The sequence below is a fragment of the Streptococcus mutans genome (assembly GCF_006739205.1).
Taxonomy (GTDB): domain Bacteria; phylum Bacillota; class Bacilli; order Lactobacillales; family Streptococcaceae; genus Streptococcus; species Streptococcus mutans.
In genome coordinates, this window is sequence record NZ_AP019720.1 from 1055268 (window position 1) to 1073017 (window position 17750).

Here is a 17750-nt window from a genome sequence, read left to right on the forward strand (position 1 = left end):
ACAAGGTGATTTTAAGGCTTAAATATGGTAAAATAGAGCCTATGGAGATCGAAAAAACCAATCGAATGAATGCACTTTTTGAATTTTATGCGGCGCTTTTGACAGATAAGCAAATGAATTATATTGAGCTATATTATGCAGATGATTATAGCTTAGCTGAAATTGCTGAAGAATTTGACGTTAGTCGCCAAGCTGTTTATGATAATATTAAGCGAACCGAAAAAATTTTAGAAGACTATGAAATGAAACTTCATATGTATTCTGACTACGTCGTCCGCAGTGAAATTTTTGATGCTATAATGAAAAAATATCCTAATGATCCTTATCTGCAGAACAAGATTTCCATATTGACGACTATTGATAATAGAGACTAAAAGAGTGACATGTTTTCTTGACGTCGTAAGAAGGAGTTAGAACATACTGATTTTTATCACCCGTCTTTAGTTAGCAAGCCCTTTATTAAGATTTAATAGGAGAAGAAATATTATGGCTTTTGAAAGTTTAACCGAACGTTTACAAGGTGTCTTTAAAAATTTACGCGGCAAACGCAAACTCTCTGAAAAAGATGTACAGGAAGTCACCAAAGAAATTCGCCTCGCTTTATTAGAAGCTGATGTCGCCTTACCTGTCGTTAAAGAATTTATTAAGCGTGTTCGTAAACGCGCTGTTGGACATGAGGTTATTGATACCTTAGATCCTTCCCAACAAATCATTAAAATTGTTAACGAAGAACTGACAGCAGTCCTCGGCTCTGAAACGGCTGAAATTGAAAAATCGTCTAAAATTCCAACCATTATCATGATGGTCGGTCTTCAAGGGGCTGGTAAAACCACTTTTGCTGGCAAACTTGCTAATAAGTTAGTTAAAGAAGAAAATGCACGTCCTCTGATGATTGCTGCGGATATTTACCGACCGGCTGCTATTGACCAGTTAAAAACTTTGGGACAACAAATTAATGTACCTGTTTTTGACATGGGGACAGAGCATTCAGCAGTTGAGATTGTAAGTCAAGGTCTGGCTCAAGCCAAAGAAAATCGTAACGACTATGTTTTAATTGATACAGCCGGCCGTTTACAAATTGATGAGAAATTAATGACTGAGCTGCGTGATATCAAAGCTTTAGCCAATCCTAATGAAATTCTCTTGGTTGTTGATAGTATGATCGGTCAAGAAGCCGCAAATGTTGCACGCGAATTCAACCAACAATTAGAGGTCACTGGGGTTATCCTTACAAAAATTGATGGTGATACTCGCGGCGGTGCTGCGCTTTCCGTCCGTCAAATCACTGGAAAACCAATTAAATTCACTGGTACTGGCGAAAAGATTACCGATATTGAGACCTTCCATCCAGATCGCATGTCCTCTCGGATTTTGGGAATGGGAGACTTGCTTACCTTAATTGAGAAGGCAAGTCAGGATTATGATGAACAAAAGTCAGCTGAATTAGCTGAAAAAATGCGCGAGAATTCCTTTGACTTCAATGATTTCATTGAACAATTAGATCAAGTTCAAAACATGGGACCAATGGAAGATATTCTTAAAATGATTCCTGGTATGGCTAATAATCCAGCTCTTGCTAATGTCAAAGTTGATGAAGGTGAAATTGCTAGAAAACGCGCCATCGTATCATCAATGACACCTGAAGAACGTGAGAATCCTGACCTCCTAACTCCGAGCCGCAGACGTCGTATTGCTTCTGGTTCTGGTAATACTTTTGTTAATGTCAATAAATTCATCAAAGATTTTAATCAGGCTAAGAAGATGATGCAAGGTGTCATGTCTGGTGATATGAATAAGGTCATGAAACAAATGGGGATTAATCCTAATAATATGCCTAATAACATGGACTCATCAGCTCTTGAAGGAATGATGGGACAAGGCGGTATGCCAGATATGTCAGGGTTGAGCGGTGCTAATATGGATATGAGTCAAATGTTTGGTGGGGGACTTAAAGGTAAGTTCGGCGAATTTGCTATGAAACAATCTATGAAGAAAATGGCTAAAAAAATGAAAAAAGCCAAAAAACGCAGAAAATAACAAATCACTTTATATCATAAAGAATCATTTCAATAGAATCTACAATAGTATAAAATATCGTTATAATGGTCTTCCCAATAAAATACAAATTATAATCATTGCTTTATCAGTTAGCCTCATTTATATTTTACCTTTATTGACTATTAGTAATGGAGTCTTAAATGGCGATGACCTGCATTTTCATATTAATTTTAGGACTTTTTACAAAGTTGGGCAGGGAGTGAATTATTTTTATCCTTTTTAAAGATATAAAGGACAAGTGGTAACAGTAGATAATCGGTTGGTATCTTCTGCTTTAAGCAAATCAGGATCAACTGCTATTCATTTACCTAATGGTATTCATGAAATTAGGGTTACTTATTATTATACTGCAGTAGCAAGAGTAGCATTTGTCACATCCATCATTGTCATTATCGTAACTATAATCTATGCTGTTTTGTATCATTTGATTGAAAAACATAGGATTGCTTTTAAGATAAGACAAGGTTTATTTATCTATTATTAATAGTTAAAGAGGTATCTTATGACAAATATAAAAATTTCCATTATAACAGAAATTTATAAAAATTTCTGTTATAATGGAAACTAAAGGAGGCGTTTTATGATTTACATCGCTATTATTGGCGATCTCATTTCTTCAAAAACCATAACCAATCGCCCTAAAAGTCAAAAACAATTGCAAAATCTCTTAAATCAAATTAATAAAAAATACAAAGAACTATTAAAATCAGCTTTTACCATTACAACTGGTGATGAATTTCAAGCTTTATTGGTTCCTAATCCTCAAATTTTTCAAATTATTGATGAGATTGCACTTGGTTTCAAACCTTACCAAATTCGTTTTGGAGTGGGAAGCGGTAGTATTTTAACTGAAATCAACCCCGAACAGAGTATCGGTTCAGATGGGCCTGCTTACTGGCATGCCAGAGCTGCTATTGATTATATTCATGATAAAAATGATTATGGAAGCAACCATTTAGCAGTTGATTTAGAAGATACAGAAACGAGCCAACAAATCAATGCTATTTTAGCTGCCTGTGAATTTATAAAATCAAAGTGGACAGTTACTCAATACGAAGTAATTGACGGCTTATTACAAGCAGGGATTTATGAGGAAAAATTCTCTCACAAAAAAATGGCGGAAAAACTTGATTTAAGCCCCAGCAGTTTCAATAAACGTCTAAAATCCAGCGGATTAAAAATATATCTCAGAAATAAAAAGGTAGCTACGACCTTACTGTTAAATGCCATTAGGAAGGAGAAGAGATGACTAAACTAAATGTTATATCACAGTTTTTGTCAGGTAATCCTGTCTTAACGCTCCTTTTGATAGCTCATTTTTTGGCTGATTTTCAGTGGCAAAGCCAGAAAATGGCTGATTTAAAATCTTCCAACTGGACTTATCTTATCAGACATCTTATCATTGTTGCTTTACCTTTAATACTACTTAGTGTTGTGATTCCTCATTCTTTTTTGGTATTATCTTTGATTTTTCTTAGTCATGTTCTTATTGATAGTGGCAAATTACTGTTAAACTCGTTCTATAAGGATAGGTCATTTATCAAAACTAAAGCTGTTTTTCTTATTGATCAAAGTCTGCATATCATTATGATGATTATCTTTTATCAATTTTATACAAAAGTAAGTATAAACTGGCTTAGTGATTTTCAGTATTTTTTAAAGTTAATGCTGTTTCTTATTCTCATCACTAAACCAGTAAATATTATTTTTAAGCTTTTCTTTAGTAAATATCAAGTTAAAGATAATATTGAAGATGAAACCATTACAGGGGCTGGTGCGACGATTGGCTTATTAGAGCGATTGATTATGGGAATTTTTCTCTTATTTGGACAATTCGCTTCCATTGGTTTAGTGTTTACAGCGAAATCTATTGCTCGTTATGATAAAATTGCTAAGAATCAAGCTTTTGCAGAATACTATCTTATCGGTTCTCTATTTAGTATTATTTGTGTTTTAATCATTTATGCTATCTGTTTAATCTAAAAAAAGATTTAGACTTCTTGCCTGAAAAATCTAAATCTTTTTATTTTTTGAAAAGAAATGAATGAATTGAACACGAATAATATAGTGGAGGTATCTTATGTATTCAATCCATTCTGCAAAAGAAGCACTATTGCCTAGAGAACGTCTCATGACTTATGGTCCTGAAAGTTTGAGTAATCAAGAATTATTGGCTATATTATTGCGAACTGGTACTAAAAAGGAACATGTTCTCAATCTCTCAATAAAAATTTTAAATGGTCTAGATAGCTTGGCCGATTTTCGCAGCTTATCCTTAGAAGAACTGCAGGAAATTGAAGGAATCGGTCAAGTACGATCAGTAGAAATTAAAGCTATGCTGGAATTATCCAAAAGAATCAATCAAGCTGAATACAATTTTAAAGAACGTATTTTAAGCAGCGAACGTTTAGCTAAAATAATGATGAGTGAATTAGGCGATAAGAGACAGGAACACCTTATTGCTATATATCTTGACACTCAAAATCGTGTGATAAAAAAACAAGTCATTTTTATTGGCAGCGTCAGACGATCTGTTGCTGAACCCCGAGAAATCCTTCATTATGCTTGTAAAAGTATGGCAACATCACTTATTATTGTCCATAATCATCCTTCAGGTTCAACTTATCCAAGCGAGAATGACCTGCGATTTACAGAAAAAATAAAACGATCCTGTGATGATTTAGGAATCGTCTTTTTAGATCATATTATTGTCGGGAAAAAAGAATATTACAGTTTTCGTGAGGAAACAGATCTTGTTTAAAGTTCTCTAACAACATAATTGAAAAGTTCTCGATCCTCTTTTCGTGATTCAAGCAGCAGTTCAGGGTGCCATTGAACACCTAGAAAAGTGATATCAGAATTACGAGACGTCACCGCTTCAATAGTATCATCAGTAGGATCATAAGCAATAATTTCCAAATCATCCGCAAGACGTTTAATGCTCTGATGATGGAAGGAATTAATCGAAGTAGAGGTGCCGTAAATTTTTTCTAGAGCGGTATCAGGCTTAATTAGCATATTTTGGCTGAGATAGTCAGTAGGAGCATCTTGCCAATGGTGTTCAATATCTTGATTAAGTGAGCCACCCAATGCAATATTCATTAATTGAGTTCCGCGGCAAACAGAAAAAATAGGTTTTTCTTGCTTAATCGTTTCTTCAACGAGAGCAAACTCAAATAAATCACGCGCCAAATAAAAATCGTTATCACTTGTATCTTTGTCTTCACCATAAAAAACAGGGTCAACATTTTGACCGCCGGTTAAGATAAGTTTATCAATCATTGAAACATAATATTCGGCAAAACTGGGATCACTGATAGGGATAACTAGCGGTAGACCGCCAGCTTCCTGAACCCCCTTGACATAACCAGATGGTGTATAAGACCAAGTGATATCGGGAAATTTAGCATGTGGCCTTTCATTACCCGAAATACCAATAATAGGTTTATTCATAGAATCTCCTTATTTATCTTTTTTTAGAATTGTTCTTGATTCATAAAATACAATAGAGTTTGTAATTCGCTAGTTAAATCGACATATTGAGCAACAACTCCCTTTGGCAAGGAAAGATGAACAGGTGAAAAACACAAGATTCCTTTGATCCCAGCATCAATAAGTATATTGGCGACTTCTTGAGCTTTACTGCTAGGAACTGTTAAAATAGCTGTTTGAACGTCTGTACCAATCAATTTTTCTTTTATACTAGAAATGCCGTAAATAGGAATACCGTCACTTGTCGTTTGACCGACCTGTTCGTTATCATCTGTATCAAATGCCATAGCAATTTTCATTTTATTACGTTCATGAAAACGATAATTCAGGAGAGCACGACCAATATTGCCAACTCCCACAAGAAGGACATTCGTAGTCGATGTATCATTGAGAATATCAGCAAAAAAGTTCATTAGTTTTTTAACATCATAACCAAAACCACGACGGCCTAACTCGCCAAAATAAGAAAAATCACGTCTAACTGTCGCTGAATCGATACCAATGGCTTCCGCTATTTGCTTAGAACTTGCCTTTTCTATATTTTCTGAATGGAAGCGTTTAAAAATACGGTAATAAAGTGATAAACGCTTGATTGTCGCCTTAGGGATAGTTTTATCGAAAGTCACTGTACTTCCTCCTTTTTCTATATACTATTGTAAAAAAAGTTTGTGAAAAATGCAACATCTTTTGAAGGGTCTTGTGATAGACATTTCTTATATAGTCTTTAGTTTTTTTTATAACAAATTTGACCACCCGTTAGACGGGTGGTCATAATTATAAGGGGTACTGTTAATTTTGATGGAGTAAAAGTTTTCTTTTGTTTCAAACCATTGATATAAGATTGTTAAAAATTTCTCTCCAATCTCTGTATTAAACTAACGGCTCCAGTATATTAAACACTGTTAGACTTTACTTTGCCTTTTATCTAACTTTCTTTTCAAAAATATCACGTTCAACTAAACTGTCCATTAAAAAATAAAATTTATCCTGAATAATGTGATTCTCTTCTGATTTGAAAATATTGACAACTCTAAGTCCAGATTTATCTGTAATGGTCAGTTTAAAGGCTGTTAAGTCTTTATTAATGGTGATTTTTAATGGGAAACCCTCCCCACTATTAGGAACCTTTTCTAATAGGCGATTTAATTCGTAATTACCTAATTTGTTTTGCATAAAAGTCGTATCTTGTAGGGTAAATTTTTTTACTTTAGAGCTGATTGTATAACTGTACTTACAATCAGGTAATTGTATTGTTTTTTCAAAAGCCATTTTATTTTCCTATAATTTCTTTAATTTTTACTGCTAATGCCTTAACCTCATCTGGAGTATTCAAGTCTGAAAAACTGATACGTATTGACTCTTGAAGCCGTACAGAATCTAATCCATATTTTGCTATCAAGACATGACTGGGATCAACAGTACCAGCCGTACAAGCGGAACCAGTTGAAATTGCAAATCCTGCTAGATCTAATTGTGTCAGTAAAATACTATTATTATAATTAGGGAAACCAATATTAATAACATGAGGAAGAGCATCTTCATTAGAATTAAGATAGTAATCTAAACCTTCCAATTCATCTAGGAATAACTTTTTGAGTCCGTCAATATAGTTTAAAACATTTTCCTGATGAAGATAACTATCCTTTAAAGCTTGAGTAAGACCAACAATTCCGATGAGATTTTCTGTACTGGCACGCCGTTTTTCTTCTTGCTCACCCCCATGAAGCAGATTATCAAAATGAAGATTATCAGCAACATACAGAATCCCTACCCCTTTTGGACCATGAAATTTATGAGCAGAAGCGGAAAGAAAATCAATGTTTAGTTCTTTAGGGTGAATAGGCAGTTTGCCAACTGTTTGAACAGCATCAACGTGAAAAACTGCCTGATGTTCTTTAATCACATTGCCGATTTCTTGAATTGGCAATATATCTCCTGTTTCATTATTAGCAAACATTATAGATACTAAAATCGTATCAGATCGCAAAGCGTCTTTAACTTGTTGCATAAGAATTTTACCTTTGATAGGATTAAGGTAAGTCACTTCAAAACCAAAACGTTGTTCTAAGTAATCAAGAGTATGCAAAACAGAATGATGTTCAATGCTAGTTGAGATAATGTGTTTACCTTTGAACTGATTTGCTAGAGCATAACCTTTAATGGCAGTATTATTGCTCTCAGTTCCACCAGAAGTAAAAATAATATTTCGCGATTTTACATCAAAAATCTGAGCAACTTGTTGACGACGCTCTCTTAAGACCTTATTAGCCGTTCTACCATAAGTATGAATACTAGAAGGATTGCCAAAAACAGAAGTCATCGTGTCTGTCATAGCGTTTATGACTGTTGAGGTGAGAGGAGTAGTTGCAGCATTATCAAAATAAATCACAACTTAAGCTTCATCTCCTTTACGATTATAAGCAAACAATGGACTTACCGGTCGTCTTTCATGAATGCGAATGATTGCCTCTCCAATTAACTCGCTAGCAGACAAATAATGTAAATTGCTAGGTAATTCTTGTTCCGTGTAAACAGAATCTGTAATCAAGATATCTTTAATAGGAGCTGCTTGCAAAATTTCAGTGGCACCGCTGGCAAACAATCCATGACTAGCAACAGCGTAAATTTCAGTAGCGCCCCCGCGTTCAACAATTTTGGCGGACTCTGCAAACGTTTTTCCTGTATTAAGAATATCATCAATTAAAATAGCTTTTTTGCCTGCTACCTCACCGATAATATAACCTTCTTCACGCGAAGAATCATCATCCTGAGCATAGTCAATAATAGCAATAGGTGCATCAAGGTATTGTGCTAGACTGCGAGCACGTTTAATACCAGAATTTTTAGGGCTGACCACTACAATATCTTCGCCATACAAACCAAGATTGGTATAGTGATCAGCAAATAGCGGTGTAGTAAATAAATTGTCAACAGGAATATCAAAGAAACCTTGCACCTGTACAGCATGTAAATCTAAGGTTAGCACACGGTCAACACCTGCTTTAACCAGCATATTAGCAACTAATTTTGCCGTAATAGGTTCACGAGCAGCAGCGATGCGATCTTGACGCGAATAGCCAAAATAAGGAATGACAACATTAACACTGTTAGCACTTGCGCGTTTGCAAGCATCAACCATAATTAAAAGTTCCCAAAGGTGATTATTAACCGGATAACTGGTTGATTGGATGACATAGATATCGTTACCGCGAACACTTTCTTCAATGTTAATCATAATTTCACCGTCAGAGAATTGACGAGAAGATAATTTTCCTAATGGTACACCAACAACTTTTGCAATTTTTTCAGCAATGGCTGTATTAGAAGTCAAAGAAAAAAGTTTTAAGTGTTTGTCAGGATAAGCGTTAGACATGTTTTAATAGGCTCCTTTTGTATTCTGAAATCATTTTATCAAAAATTTCCCTTTTTTTCATCTCTTTAATAAAATAAGAAAACAAAAACTTTGTCCTTGGGTTTATTCAGTTAAAGTAGCAGAAAAACGCGCTACCTTACTTCTAGCATATTTAAATTTAATATGGTTCGCCTTTAAAAAAGCTTCAAAATCAGCCTTACCTTTTTGAGCATCAGTAACCTCTAATTCAAGTTCATAATCTTGCCGTCCTGCGTAGCAATTATAGTCAAGAGCCATAAGTCCGATTTTCGTATTAATTTCACGACGTGTTGTTGTCAGATTTCCCAAGACTGTTAACTTGCTTAAGTTAATTCCTGCTCGGATAAGGAATTGCTTTATCTCAATATTGGGTAATTGTTTGCTTTTTATAATCTCTTGAGCCTCTGTCAGACTTAACTGATGATTGTATTCTAAATTTCCAATCTTTTTTGGAACCTTTAAAGTTAACTCTGCACTATGAGTAAAAGTTCTGATGCGCAGAGACATTTTATGGGTCTTTAACTCAAAATTAATTGTATCAAAGTAATAGTTGGTTTGTACAATTGGTTCAACCTGCTGCAGATAGTCTTTGATACGATTAAATTCTTCTTTAGTCAAAAGTGTTTTGTATTCAATTTCAATATGGTTCATCTTTTTTCCTTTGTTAAGCTTATTTATTATGATATAATGAAGTATTCAATTGAAGAAAAAGTCTTTTTTGAGTCGCCCGTAGGTGAAATTATCCAGTGAATGATTTCAAGAATCCAGAGTATTCCATACCTAAGTTCAGGACACAAGACACAAAAGGCATTGGGCATCCGCAGATAAAGGCAAAATAGAGAGTAGGAGGCAGAATCATTAAGATTCTAGGAGAACTCATCTTTTTGCAGCTGTCCGCAACCCGTCTTCAATTAAGATTTTTGAGTCTAAAGTCTCAAATCTTCCAAGTAGCAGAAGCATTGATGTTCCTGCCATTTTTAACACAGCTAAAATCTTGTTCGGGGCTTGCTTTGCTCGCAATAAAGGAAATTAGAATCGAATTTGCAGAGCTAAAAATTTTTTAAGTTGAAAAATAGATCTGTATACATTCTAATTAGTTTAATTCTATACAAAAGTCTTATTTTTGACAAGAAAGGAGGGCTGAAAACTTATGAATTGGGAAGAATTTCTGGACCCTTATATTCAGGCAGTAGGTGAATTAAAAATTAAGTTCAGAGGAATTCGTAAGCAATTTCGTAAGCAAAAACGCCATTCACCAATTGAATTTGTGACAGGACGTGTTAAACCAATCGAAAGTATCAAAGAAAAAATGGTTTTACGAGGAATTAAAAAGGAAAACCTCACTCAAGATATGCAGGATATTGCGGGATTAAGAATTATGGTTCAGTTTGTTGATGATGTCAACGATGTTTTAGAGCTTTTACGTCAACGCAAAGACATGAAAGTGATACAAGAACGTGATTATATCAATAATTTAAAACCCAGCGGTTATCGCTCTTATCACGTTATTGTTGAATATCCTGTTGATACGATTAGTGGACAAAGAATTATTATGGCTGAAATTCAAATTCGAACGCTAGCTATGAATTTTTGGGCAACAATTGAACACTCTCTCAATTACAAATACCATGGTGAATTTCCTGAAGATATTAAAAGACGTTTAGAATTAACCTCCAAAATTGCTTTTCAATTAGACGAGGAAATGCGGCAGATTCGCGATGACATTAAGGAAGCACAACTATTATTTGATGCTGAGACTAGAAAGCTAAACGATGGTGTAGGAAATAGTGATGACACAGATGAACTTTACCGATAAAATTAAAGTTGCTATTATAGCAAATGGAAAATATCAAAGTAAACGCCTAACAGCAAAACTTTTTGCAATATTAAGAAATGATGATAGATTTTATCTAACCAAAAAAAATCCTGATATTGTTATTACGATTGGTGGTGATGGTATGCTCTTGTCTGCCTTTCATATGTATGAAAAGTGCTTGGATCATGTTAGATTTGTTGGTATTCATACAGGACATTTAGGTTTTTATACTGATTATCGTGATTTTGAAGTCGATAAGTTATTAGAGAATTTACATTCTGATAAAGGCGAAAAGGCATCTTATCCTATCTTAAAAGTGACTGCTACGCTAGCTGATGGTCGTCAGTTAACATCCAGAGCTCTTAACGAAGCTACTATTAGAAGAATTGAAAAAACCATGGTAGCAGATGTCGTTATCAATAAGGTTCATTTTGAGCGTTTTCGAGGAGACGGCATTTCTGTTTCCACTCCAACTGGAAGCACCGCTTATAACAAATCATTAGGGGGGGCTGTTTTGCACCCGACCATTGAAGCCTTACAGTTAACAGAAATTTCAAGTCTTAACAATCGTGTCTTTAGAACATTAGGAAGCTCCATTATTGTTCCTAAAAAAGACAAAATTGAAATCGTTCCTAAACGCTTAGGGTCTTATGTTCTATCTATTGATAATAAAACTTATACGCATCGAAATGTTGCTAAAATTGAATATGAAATTGATCGTAAAAAAATTAGCTTTGTATCAACACCAAGCCACACTAGTTTTTGGGAACGCGTCAAGGATGCTTTTATCGGAGATTTCGATTCATGAGGTTTGAATTCATTGCTGATCGAAAAGTAAAAGTTAAAACTTTCTTAAAAAGCCATGATATTTCTAAGACTTTGTTAGCTAAAATCAAATTTAAAGGCGGTCAAATATTAGTAAATGATCAAGAAGAAAATGCTATTTATCTTCTTGATATAGGCGATCGGGTAACTATAATAATTCCCGACGAAGAAGCGCTTGAAACTTTACAGCCCATTAAGCATGATTTGAATATTGTTTATGAAGATGAACATTTTTTAATTTTGGATAAACCTGCTGGTTATGCTAGTATTCCTAGCATCTTACATACCAATACCATAGCCAATTTTGTTAAATATTATTATCTCAAAAAAGATTATCCCAATAAGCAAATCCATATTGTAACAAGGCTTGATAAGGATACTAGCGGTCTTATGCTTTTAGCCAAGCATGGTTATGCTCATGCTAGGCTGGATAAGCAGCTGCAAAAGAAGACCATTAAAAAACGGTATTATGCGCTTGTTTCTGGACAAGGGCAACTGCCTGATCAAGGAGAGATCATCGCTCCTATTGCAAGACCGGAAGATAGTATCATTACACGCTGTGTTCACCCTTCTGGTAAATATGCACATACAAGTTATAAAGTATTAGCTCGTTACGGTGATATCGCCTTGGTTGATATTCAACTTCATACCGGCCGAACTCACCAAATTCGCGTACACTTTGCTCATATTGGTTTTCCCCTTTTAGGAGATGATTTATATGGAGGAGAAATGGGGTATGGTTTAAAAAGACAAGCCCTTCACTGCCATTTTTTGTCTTTTGTGGATCCTTTTTCCAAAGAACATAAGCAGTACAATAGTTCCTTGACAGAAGACCTTGATAGCGTTATCATAGATTTACAAAAACATTAGATAGGGGTATTTACATATGGGTATTCGCTCTTTATTTGGCAGCTTGAGAGAAAAAATTGTCAGCAAAAATGTGAGGATCGTTTTTCCTGAAGGAAATGATGAACGTGTTGTTCGGGCAGCTGCTCGTCTTAAATTTGAAGGTTTGATTGAACCAATTATTTTAGGAGATGCGACTGAAGTCCGTAATTTGTTGACAAAGCTCGGTTTTGCTGATCAGGACTATACGATCATTAATCCCGAAGACTATACAGATTTTGAACATATGAAACAAGAATTTGTAGAAATTCGCAAAGGTAAAGCAACCATTGAAGATGCTGAGCAGCTATTGAAAGACGTCAACTATTTTGGTGTGATGTTAGTAAAACTCGGTTTAGCAGATGGTATGGTTTCTGGTGCTATTCATTCAACAGCAGATACTGTTCGCCCCGCACTTCAAATTATCAAAACGAAACCAGGAATTTCGCGAACATCAGGTGTCTTCTTAATGAATCGTGAAACCACTGACCAACGTTTGATTTTTGCAGACTGCGCTATCAATATTGAACCAGATGAACAAGAATTAGCTGAAATTGCCATCAATACAGCAGATACAGCAAAAATTTTTGACATTGATCCTAAAATCGCTATGCTGAGTTTTTCTACTAAAGGCAGTGCAAAGGCTTCTCAAGTTGAAAAAGTTCAAGAAGCAACCCGCATTGCTAAAGAACTTCGTCCTGAAATTGCCTTAGATGGAGAACTTCAATTTGATGCTGCTTTTGTACCGACAACAGCTAAAATCAAAGCGCCGGAAAGTGACGTAGCAGGACAAGCCAATGTCTTTATTTTCCCAGATCTCCAATCAGGAAACATTGGTTACAAAATCGCTCAACGTCTGGGAATGTTTGATGCTATCGGACCAATCTTGCAAGGTTTAAATATGCCAGTAAACGATCTCTCACGCGGATCAAGTGCTGAAGATATTTACAAACTTGCTATTATCACAGCTGCGCAAACCCTTGATAATACTAAATAAACTAAAAAGACAAACTCCAAAATAACGGAATTTGTCTTAGACTAGAGACTAGAATAAAAAATCTAAGTCTCTTTTTTACATATGAGATATTCAAATCTGATTAAATCAGCTTTTTCCAAAATCTTTGTTGGATAAAGCAATGTAATCCTCCAAAGAGAAGTAGCACCATAACAACCAAAACGATTCCAACTCCTAAAACTGAAGTTTTAAGAGAAACAATAATGGCTAATACTAATAAAAAGCTACCAATAAGTAAATTTCCAAAAATTACTGCCATAAGGAACCACTGGCCTGAACCTCTTGAAAATAATTGCGCCACATTTTGCCAATGAAGTGTTAAAAGACGATAATCACGCCAGTACATTAATTCCCCCAAGATAAAAGTTGAAAGTACCATTCCAATGATAAAACTGATTAATAGAATAATTGGAATATTTAACAAAAAGAGGCCTATTATCAAATAAATAAAGACTAAGAAACCAGCTTGTACTGCTAAAAGATAATAGAATTTCTGTTTCAAAAATGTTTTAAAAGAAATTGGTAAAGTTTTTAAAAAGGTATAATTTTCTTTTTCTAGAGAAATTCCGACCCCCATAAAACTAGTAGGAGTTGCAATAAAGCTTCCCAAAATAATGCCAATAATAAAAGCTATTCCGAAAAAGTCAGATGAAATATGTTGAAAAAGAGATCTTCCTGATGAAAGAATCGGTCCTATAAATGCAATGATAAAAATCAAAGGCATCAAATAACTTTGGATAAGAAGTGTCGCATCTTTGAGAGTATCTAAATGATGCTTGCGAAGAGTTTGTGCTAAACTAACATCTTTTCTTCTTAATTTAACCTTTTTCTTAGTAGGCTGTCCTTCTTGAATGGATAAAAATTGTTCAAAATAGTGAGAAATAATCGTACGTTGAATAAAAACTAACAAAATGATAGTTATGGTGATTCCTAACCAAAAATTTAAAAGACTTGCGGTTGAAAAGGGATTAATGACGATATCATGAAAGCCTCTAAAATAAGGTAGACTCATCATTTTAACCCGACCACTCTCATTTACTGATTGATTAGTAAACTGAACATAAAACAGTACTCCGATAGCCAAAGCTGTTGAAAAGAACATTAGAATTGTTGAGATCAGTTTTTTGTGTACACTCTTGACCAAAACTTGTCCAATCAAATAGATGAGAATAATGCTGATACAATTGATAGCAAGTAATAGCAGCAAGAAATTAATAATAGTCGCTATAATAGCCAATAAAATAGAATGCGTCATCTGCCAGTAAGCAATTCCAAAAAGTGAAATAATAGGCATAAGAAAAGGAAGACTTCCTCCTTGAGACGAAATCAATTTAGCTAAATAAACTTCTTTTTCTTTAACTGGTAAAGGAAGGTAGAGTTTAGTATCATTACTATCATAAAATACAGCAAAGAGTGTTGTGAAACCTGAAACAATAGCAATAGTACTAAAAAGGGCGACTTGGAAAGAAAAATAACCACTTGATTTGGAATAATCAACTACCAAAAACATGGTAGAGTAAACAAATAAAAAGAGTATAAGTAAGAAGAGTTGCTGTTTTAAAACTGTTTTATAGGCTGCAATCTGCTTATCAGGGTTTTTCTCTCGTTTTTTTTGAACAGTCGTTAAAGCTTGAGGATTGGAATAGAGAATATTGATTTTTATCAATTCCCAAATAGTTCTATAGCTCATTCCTCATCACCTACCTTTGATTCTTCCTTTCGTCCAGCTAACTCAAGGTAGATACTTTCTAAATCTTGATTCGGATAATTGGCCTTTAATTCTTCTAAAGTACCAACGAAAATAAGTTTACCATGTCTAAGAATACCAATACGATCGCACAATTGTTCAGCAACTGATAAAACATGGGTTGAAAAGAGGACCGTATTGCCATCTTGAGCATGCTTTTTCATCATTTCTTTCAAATCATAAGAGGCCTGTGGGTCAAGTCCTGTCAATGGTTCATCTAAAATCCAAATATCTGGATTTGGAATGAGAGCACCAATAACAATAACTTTTTGTCGCATTCCATGTGAAAAGCTCTCGATGGTTTCAAATTGTCTATCGGAAATATCAAAAAGGTTAGCTAATTTAGTCATTCGCTCTTGGGCAATTTCTTCTTCAACGCCATAAATCTTTGATAGAAAATGCCAATATTCATAAGCTGTTAGATTTAGGAAAATATCGGGAGAATCAGGTACATAAGCGATTCGTTTTTTTATCGCATCACGATGTTCTGTTAATTTGAAATCATCTATAAAGATATTGCCATAACTCGCTTCAATAATTGATGTCAACAAACTGATAGTCGTCGTTTTCCCAGCACCGTTATGGCCAATCAACCCAAAAATTTCACCGTTTTCTATAGTCAAATTAAGGTCACTAAGTGCCTCAGTTGTTCCATAAATTTTAGAAATATGCTCAAATCTAATCATAAAAACTCCTCCTTTGTAAGATTATTATACTACTGAAATCATACAATTAAAAGTCTCTTTAAAGAAAAAATTGTGACAAAGTTTTGACACGACAGGAGTATTTCTGGGCAAAAATGAAATAATGTGTTATGATTAATTTAAAAAGTGAAGGAGAATCAAAATGGCAGAAACAGTATTGATTACAGGTGCTTCGGCGGGTTTTGGCAAGGCTATGACTGAAACTTTTATTCATTCTGGTTACCGTGTTATCGGAGCAGCCAGACGCTTAGAAAAACTTGGAAAACTTAGAGAAGCCTTAGGGGAACATTTTTATCCTTTGCAATTAGATATGACTGATACATCCTCTATTAACAAGGCTTTAGCGAATTTACCTAAAGAATGGTCAAAAATTGAACTCCTTGTTAACAATGCAGGACTGGCTTTAGGTCTTGATAAGGCTTATGAGGCTAATTTCAAGGATTGGGAAACCATGATTGCGACTAATATCATTGGTCTGACTTATTTAACCCGTCAAATTTTGCCTGATATGGTTGCAAGAAAATCAGGGCATATTATCAATATCGGCTCGACTGCAGGTACTTATCCTTATCCGGGCGGTAATGTTTATGGTGCCAGCAAAGCCTTTGTTAAGCAATTCAGTTTGAACCTACGAGCGGATTTGGCTGGTACTAAAGTGCGAGTGACCAACATTGAACCCGGACTTTGTGGTAGCACAGAATTCTCGACCATTCGTTTCAAAGGAGATAAGAAGCGTGCTGAACAGCTATATGAAGGTGCTCACAGCATTCAGCCGCAAGATATTGCCAATGCTGTTCTCTGGACTTTTCAACAACCTAAACACGTTAATATCAATCGTATTGAAATTATGCCAACATCGCAAAGTTTCGGTCCTCAGCCAGTTGAAAGGGACTATTAGAAAGTTAAACATTTTATGACAGAATCATCTATTAATCTTTTGTTTTCAATTGATAATCGCTTTGTTGAACAGTTCAAAGTCACCTTATATTCTTTGTATCAAAATATTTCCAATAAAAACTTAAAGATTTATATGTTACAAAAGGAGTTATTAGCCGATCATAAAGCAATTGAGCGTTTTTGTTATCAATTAGGACTGTCTTATGAACCAATTATTATTGGTGAGGAGGACTTCAAAGATGCTCCAGTTAGCGATCGTTATCCAGAAACCATTTATTACCGCCTCTTAGCTCAAGACTATCTTCCTAAAAGCCTAGATAAAATCCTTTATTTAGATGCCGATATTCTCTGTCTTAATGATATAGCCCCTCTCTATCAAATGGATATGAAAAATTATATTTATGCAGCCGCTAGTCATGTATCAGATAAAAGTATTACTGATATTGTCAACAAACTACGCTTGAATAATTTTGAAGCAGAGGGTTATTTCAATTCTGGTGTTCTTTTGATGAATTTAGAACAATGCCGGCAGAAGATTAAACCACAAGATATTATGAATTATATTTCTAGAAAAGGAAATACCCTATTATTACCGGATCAAGACGTTCTCAATGCACTGTATGGTACGAAAACGCATCTTATCCCTGATGAAATTTATAATTATGATGCTAGATATAATATCATCTATTTTACTCGTAGTCTTGGAGAATGGGATCTTGATTGGGTCATTGAAAATACGGTTTTCTTACATTTTTGTGGTAAAGATAAACCTTGGAGAAAAGACTACAAGGGACGCTATGCAGCTCTGTATAAACATTATCAGCATAGAGTTAAAATATTAGAAAAATAAGAAAGAATGGGAGTGGAAGTCTCATTGATTTTTAAAAGAATAAAGGACCACTTTATTGGCTGTTTTGTAC

Annotated in this window: 21 protein-coding genes; 13 read left to right on the top strand and 8 right to left on the bottom strand. The window is 34.7% G+C overall.

All coding sequences use genetic code 11. From position 1 onward, the window contains the following. Positions 1-41 precede the first annotated feature (41 nt). From FNL60_RS05460 to radC, 6 genes are all read left to right on the top strand, one after another. Positions 42-374: a putative DNA-binding protein gene (locus tag FNL60_RS05460; protein ID WP_002262279.1), complete on the top strand. Its 333-nt coding sequence runs from the start codon at positions 42-44 to the stop codon at positions 372-374. Between the two features lie 112 nt (positions 375-486). Next, positions 487-2037 (top strand): signal recognition particle protein, encoded by a 1551-nt coding sequence (gene ffh / locus FNL60_RS05465; protein ID WP_002266745.1) that lies wholly within the window; start codon positions 487-489, stop codon positions 2035-2037. Positions 2038-2317: 280 nt separating this feature from the next. Further along, positions 2318-2542 (top strand): hypothetical protein, encoded by a 225-nt coding sequence (locus FNL60_RS05470; RefSeq protein WP_002281653.1) that lies wholly within the window; start codon positions 2318-2320, stop codon positions 2540-2542. Positions 2543-2638: 96 nt separating this feature from the next. After that, a complete protein-coding gene (locus FNL60_RS05475; protein ID WP_002266743.1) occupies positions 2639-3307 on the top strand; it encodes a SatD family protein in 669 nt (222 codons plus the stop codon). Further along, positions 3304-4041, top strand: coding sequence for a DUF3307 domain-containing protein (locus FNL60_RS05480; RefSeq protein WP_002262283.1), 738 nt, complete (start codon positions 3304-3306; stop codon positions 4039-4041). Before FNL60_RS05475 ends, FNL60_RS05480 begins: the two co-directional genes overlap by 4 nt. Positions 4042-4138: 97 nt before the next feature. Next, on the top strand, positions 4139-4819 hold the full coding sequence (gene radC / locus FNL60_RS05490; protein ID WP_002262284.1) for a RadC family protein: 681 nt from the start codon (positions 4139-4141) through the stop codon (positions 4817-4819). On the opposite strand, the gene FNL60_RS05495 is transcribed toward radC, so the two are convergent. From FNL60_RS05495 to FNL60_RS05520, 6 genes are all read right to left on the bottom strand, one after another. Next, positions 4816-5511, bottom strand: coding sequence for a gamma-glutamyl-gamma-aminobutyrate hydrolase family protein (locus tag FNL60_RS05495; protein WP_002262285.1), 696 nt, complete (start codon positions 5509-5511; stop codon positions 4816-4818). The two genes, radC and FNL60_RS05495, sit on opposite strands and share 4 nt — an antisense overlap. A gap of 23 nt (positions 5512-5534) precedes the next feature. Continuing rightward, positions 5535-6176: a redox-sensing transcriptional repressor Rex gene (locus FNL60_RS05500; RefSeq protein ID WP_002262286.1), complete on the bottom strand. Its 642-nt coding sequence runs from the start codon at positions 6174-6176 to the stop codon at positions 5535-5537. A gap of 295 nt (positions 6177-6471) precedes the next feature. Further along, positions 6472-6819 (bottom strand): DUF1831 domain-containing protein, encoded by a 348-nt coding sequence (locus FNL60_RS05505; RefSeq protein WP_002262287.1) that lies wholly within the window; start codon positions 6817-6819, stop codon positions 6472-6474. Position 6820: 1 nt separating this feature from the next. After that, the gene (locus tag FNL60_RS05510; RefSeq protein ID WP_002262288.1) at positions 6821-7939 is read right to left on the bottom strand and encodes a cysteine desulfurase family protein; all 1119 of its coding nucleotides are present in this window, start codon (positions 7937-7939) and stop codon (positions 6821-6823) included. A gap of 3 nt (positions 7940-7942) precedes the next feature. After that, the gene (locus FNL60_RS05515) at positions 7943-8923 is read right to left on the bottom strand and encodes a ribose-phosphate diphosphokinase (protein WP_002263830.1); all 981 of its coding nucleotides are present in this window, start codon (positions 8921-8923) and stop codon (positions 7943-7945) included. A gap of 102 nt (positions 8924-9025) precedes the next feature. Beyond that, a complete protein-coding gene (locus tag FNL60_RS05520; RefSeq protein WP_002265026.1) occupies positions 9026-9592 on the bottom strand; it encodes a CYTH domain-containing protein in 567 nt (188 codons plus the stop codon). A gap of 233 nt (positions 9593-9825) precedes the next feature. On the opposite strand from FNL60_RS05520, the gene FNL60_RS05530 reads away from it, so the two are divergent. The 5 genes from FNL60_RS05530 (at position 9826) to pta (ending at position 13464) form a co-directional block, all read left to right on the top strand. Continuing rightward, on the top strand, positions 9826-10005 hold the full coding sequence (locus tag FNL60_RS05530) for a hypothetical protein (protein ID WP_002262291.1): 180 nt from the start codon (positions 9826-9828) through the stop codon (positions 10003-10005). 86 nt (positions 10006-10091) lie between these two features. Continuing rightward, the gene (locus FNL60_RS05535) at positions 10092-10757 is read left to right on the top strand and encodes a GTP pyrophosphokinase (RefSeq protein WP_002262292.1); all 666 of its coding nucleotides are present in this window, start codon (positions 10092-10094) and stop codon (positions 10755-10757) included. Further along, on the top strand, positions 10732-11565 hold the full coding sequence (locus tag FNL60_RS05540; RefSeq protein WP_002262293.1) for an NAD kinase: 834 nt from the start codon (positions 10732-10734) through the stop codon (positions 11563-11565). Before FNL60_RS05535 ends, FNL60_RS05540 begins: the two co-directional genes overlap by 26 nt. Next, positions 11562-12452: an RluA family pseudouridine synthase gene (locus tag FNL60_RS05545; protein WP_002262294.1), complete on the top strand. Its 891-nt coding sequence runs from the start codon at positions 11562-11564 to the stop codon at positions 12450-12452. Before FNL60_RS05540 ends, FNL60_RS05545 begins: the two co-directional genes overlap by 4 nt. Positions 12453-12468: 16 nt before the next feature. Then, complete coding sequence (gene pta, locus FNL60_RS05550) at positions 12469-13464, top strand: phosphate acetyltransferase (protein ID WP_002267685.1); 996 nt, start codon at positions 12469-12471, stop codon at positions 13462-13464. Positions 13465-13564: 100 nt separating this feature from the next. Here the strand turns inward: pta and FNL60_RS05555 are convergent, their stop codons facing one another. Further along, positions 13565-15172, bottom strand: coding sequence for a hypothetical protein (locus tag FNL60_RS05555; RefSeq protein ID WP_002262296.1), 1608 nt, complete (start codon positions 15170-15172; stop codon positions 13565-13567). After that, positions 15169-15915 (bottom strand): ABC transporter ATP-binding protein, encoded by a 747-nt coding sequence (locus FNL60_RS05560; protein WP_002262297.1) that lies wholly within the window; start codon positions 15913-15915, stop codon positions 15169-15171. The genes FNL60_RS05555 and FNL60_RS05560 overlap by 4 nt, the downstream gene beginning before the upstream one ends. A 160-nt stretch (positions 15916-16075) precedes the next feature. Between FNL60_RS05560 and FNL60_RS05565 the strand changes: the two genes are divergently transcribed. Further along, positions 16076-16831: an SDR family oxidoreductase gene (locus FNL60_RS05565; RefSeq protein WP_002262298.1), complete on the top strand. Its 756-nt coding sequence runs from the start codon at positions 16076-16078 to the stop codon at positions 16829-16831. A gap of 15 nt (positions 16832-16846) precedes the next feature. Further along, on the top strand, positions 16847-17680 hold the full coding sequence (locus FNL60_RS05570; RefSeq protein ID WP_002279941.1) for a glycosyltransferase family 8 protein: 834 nt from the start codon (positions 16847-16849) through the stop codon (positions 17678-17680). Positions 17681-17750 lie beyond the last annotated feature (70 nt).

Coding starts and splice junctions, on each gene's coding strand:
- FNL60_RS05555 (WP_002262296.1), bottom strand. CDS start 15,172: ATGAGCTATAGAACTATTTGGGAATTGATAAAAATCAATATTCTCTAT.
- pta (WP_002267685.1), top strand. CDS start 12,469: ATGGGTATTCGCTCTTTATTTGGCAGCTTGAGAGAAAAAATTGTCAGC.
- FNL60_RS05515 (WP_002263830.1), bottom strand. CDS start 8,923: ATGTCTAACGCTTATCCTGACAAACACTTAAAACTTTTTTCTTTGACT.
- FNL60_RS05560 (WP_002262297.1), bottom strand. CDS start 15,915: ATGATTAGATTTGAGCATATTTCTAAAATTTATGGAACAACTGAGGCA.
- FNL60_RS05520 (WP_002265026.1), bottom strand. CDS start 9,592: ATGAACCATATTGAAATTGAATACAAAACACTTTTGACTAAAGAAGAA.
- FNL60_RS05545 (WP_002262294.1), top strand. CDS start 11,562: ATGAGGTTTGAATTCATTGCTGATCGAAAAGTAAAAGTTAAAACTTTC.
- FNL60_RS05505 (WP_002262287.1), bottom strand. CDS start 6,819: ATGGCTTTTGAAAAAACAATACAATTACCTGATTGTAAGTACAGTTAT.
- FNL60_RS05495 (WP_002262285.1), bottom strand. CDS start 5,511: ATGAATAAACCTATTATTGGTATTTCGGGTAATGAAAGGCCACATGCT.
- FNL60_RS05475 (WP_002266743.1), top strand. CDS start 2,639: ATGATTTACATCGCTATTATTGGCGATCTCATTTCTTCAAAAACCATA.
- FNL60_RS05460 (WP_002262279.1), top strand. CDS start 42: ATGGAGATCGAAAAAACCAATCGAATGAATGCACTTTTTGAATTTTAT.
- FNL60_RS05565 (WP_002262298.1), top strand. CDS start 16,076: ATGGCAGAAACAGTATTGATTACAGGTGCTTCGGCGGGTTTTGGCAAG.
- FNL60_RS05570 (WP_002279941.1), top strand. CDS start 16,847: ATGACAGAATCATCTATTAATCTTTTGTTTTCAATTGATAATCGCTTT.
- FNL60_RS05480 (WP_002262283.1), top strand. CDS start 3,304: ATGACTAAACTAAATGTTATATCACAGTTTTTGTCAGGTAATCCTGTC.
- ffh (WP_002266745.1), top strand. CDS start 487: ATGGCTTTTGAAAGTTTAACCGAACGTTTACAAGGTGTCTTTAAAAAT.
- radC (WP_002262284.1), top strand. CDS start 4,139: ATGTATTCAATCCATTCTGCAAAAGAAGCACTATTGCCTAGAGAACGT.
- FNL60_RS05535 (WP_002262292.1), top strand. CDS start 10,092: ATGAATTGGGAAGAATTTCTGGACCCTTATATTCAGGCAGTAGGTGAA.
- FNL60_RS05540 (WP_002262293.1), top strand. CDS start 10,732: ATGACACAGATGAACTTTACCGATAAAATTAAAGTTGCTATTATAGCA.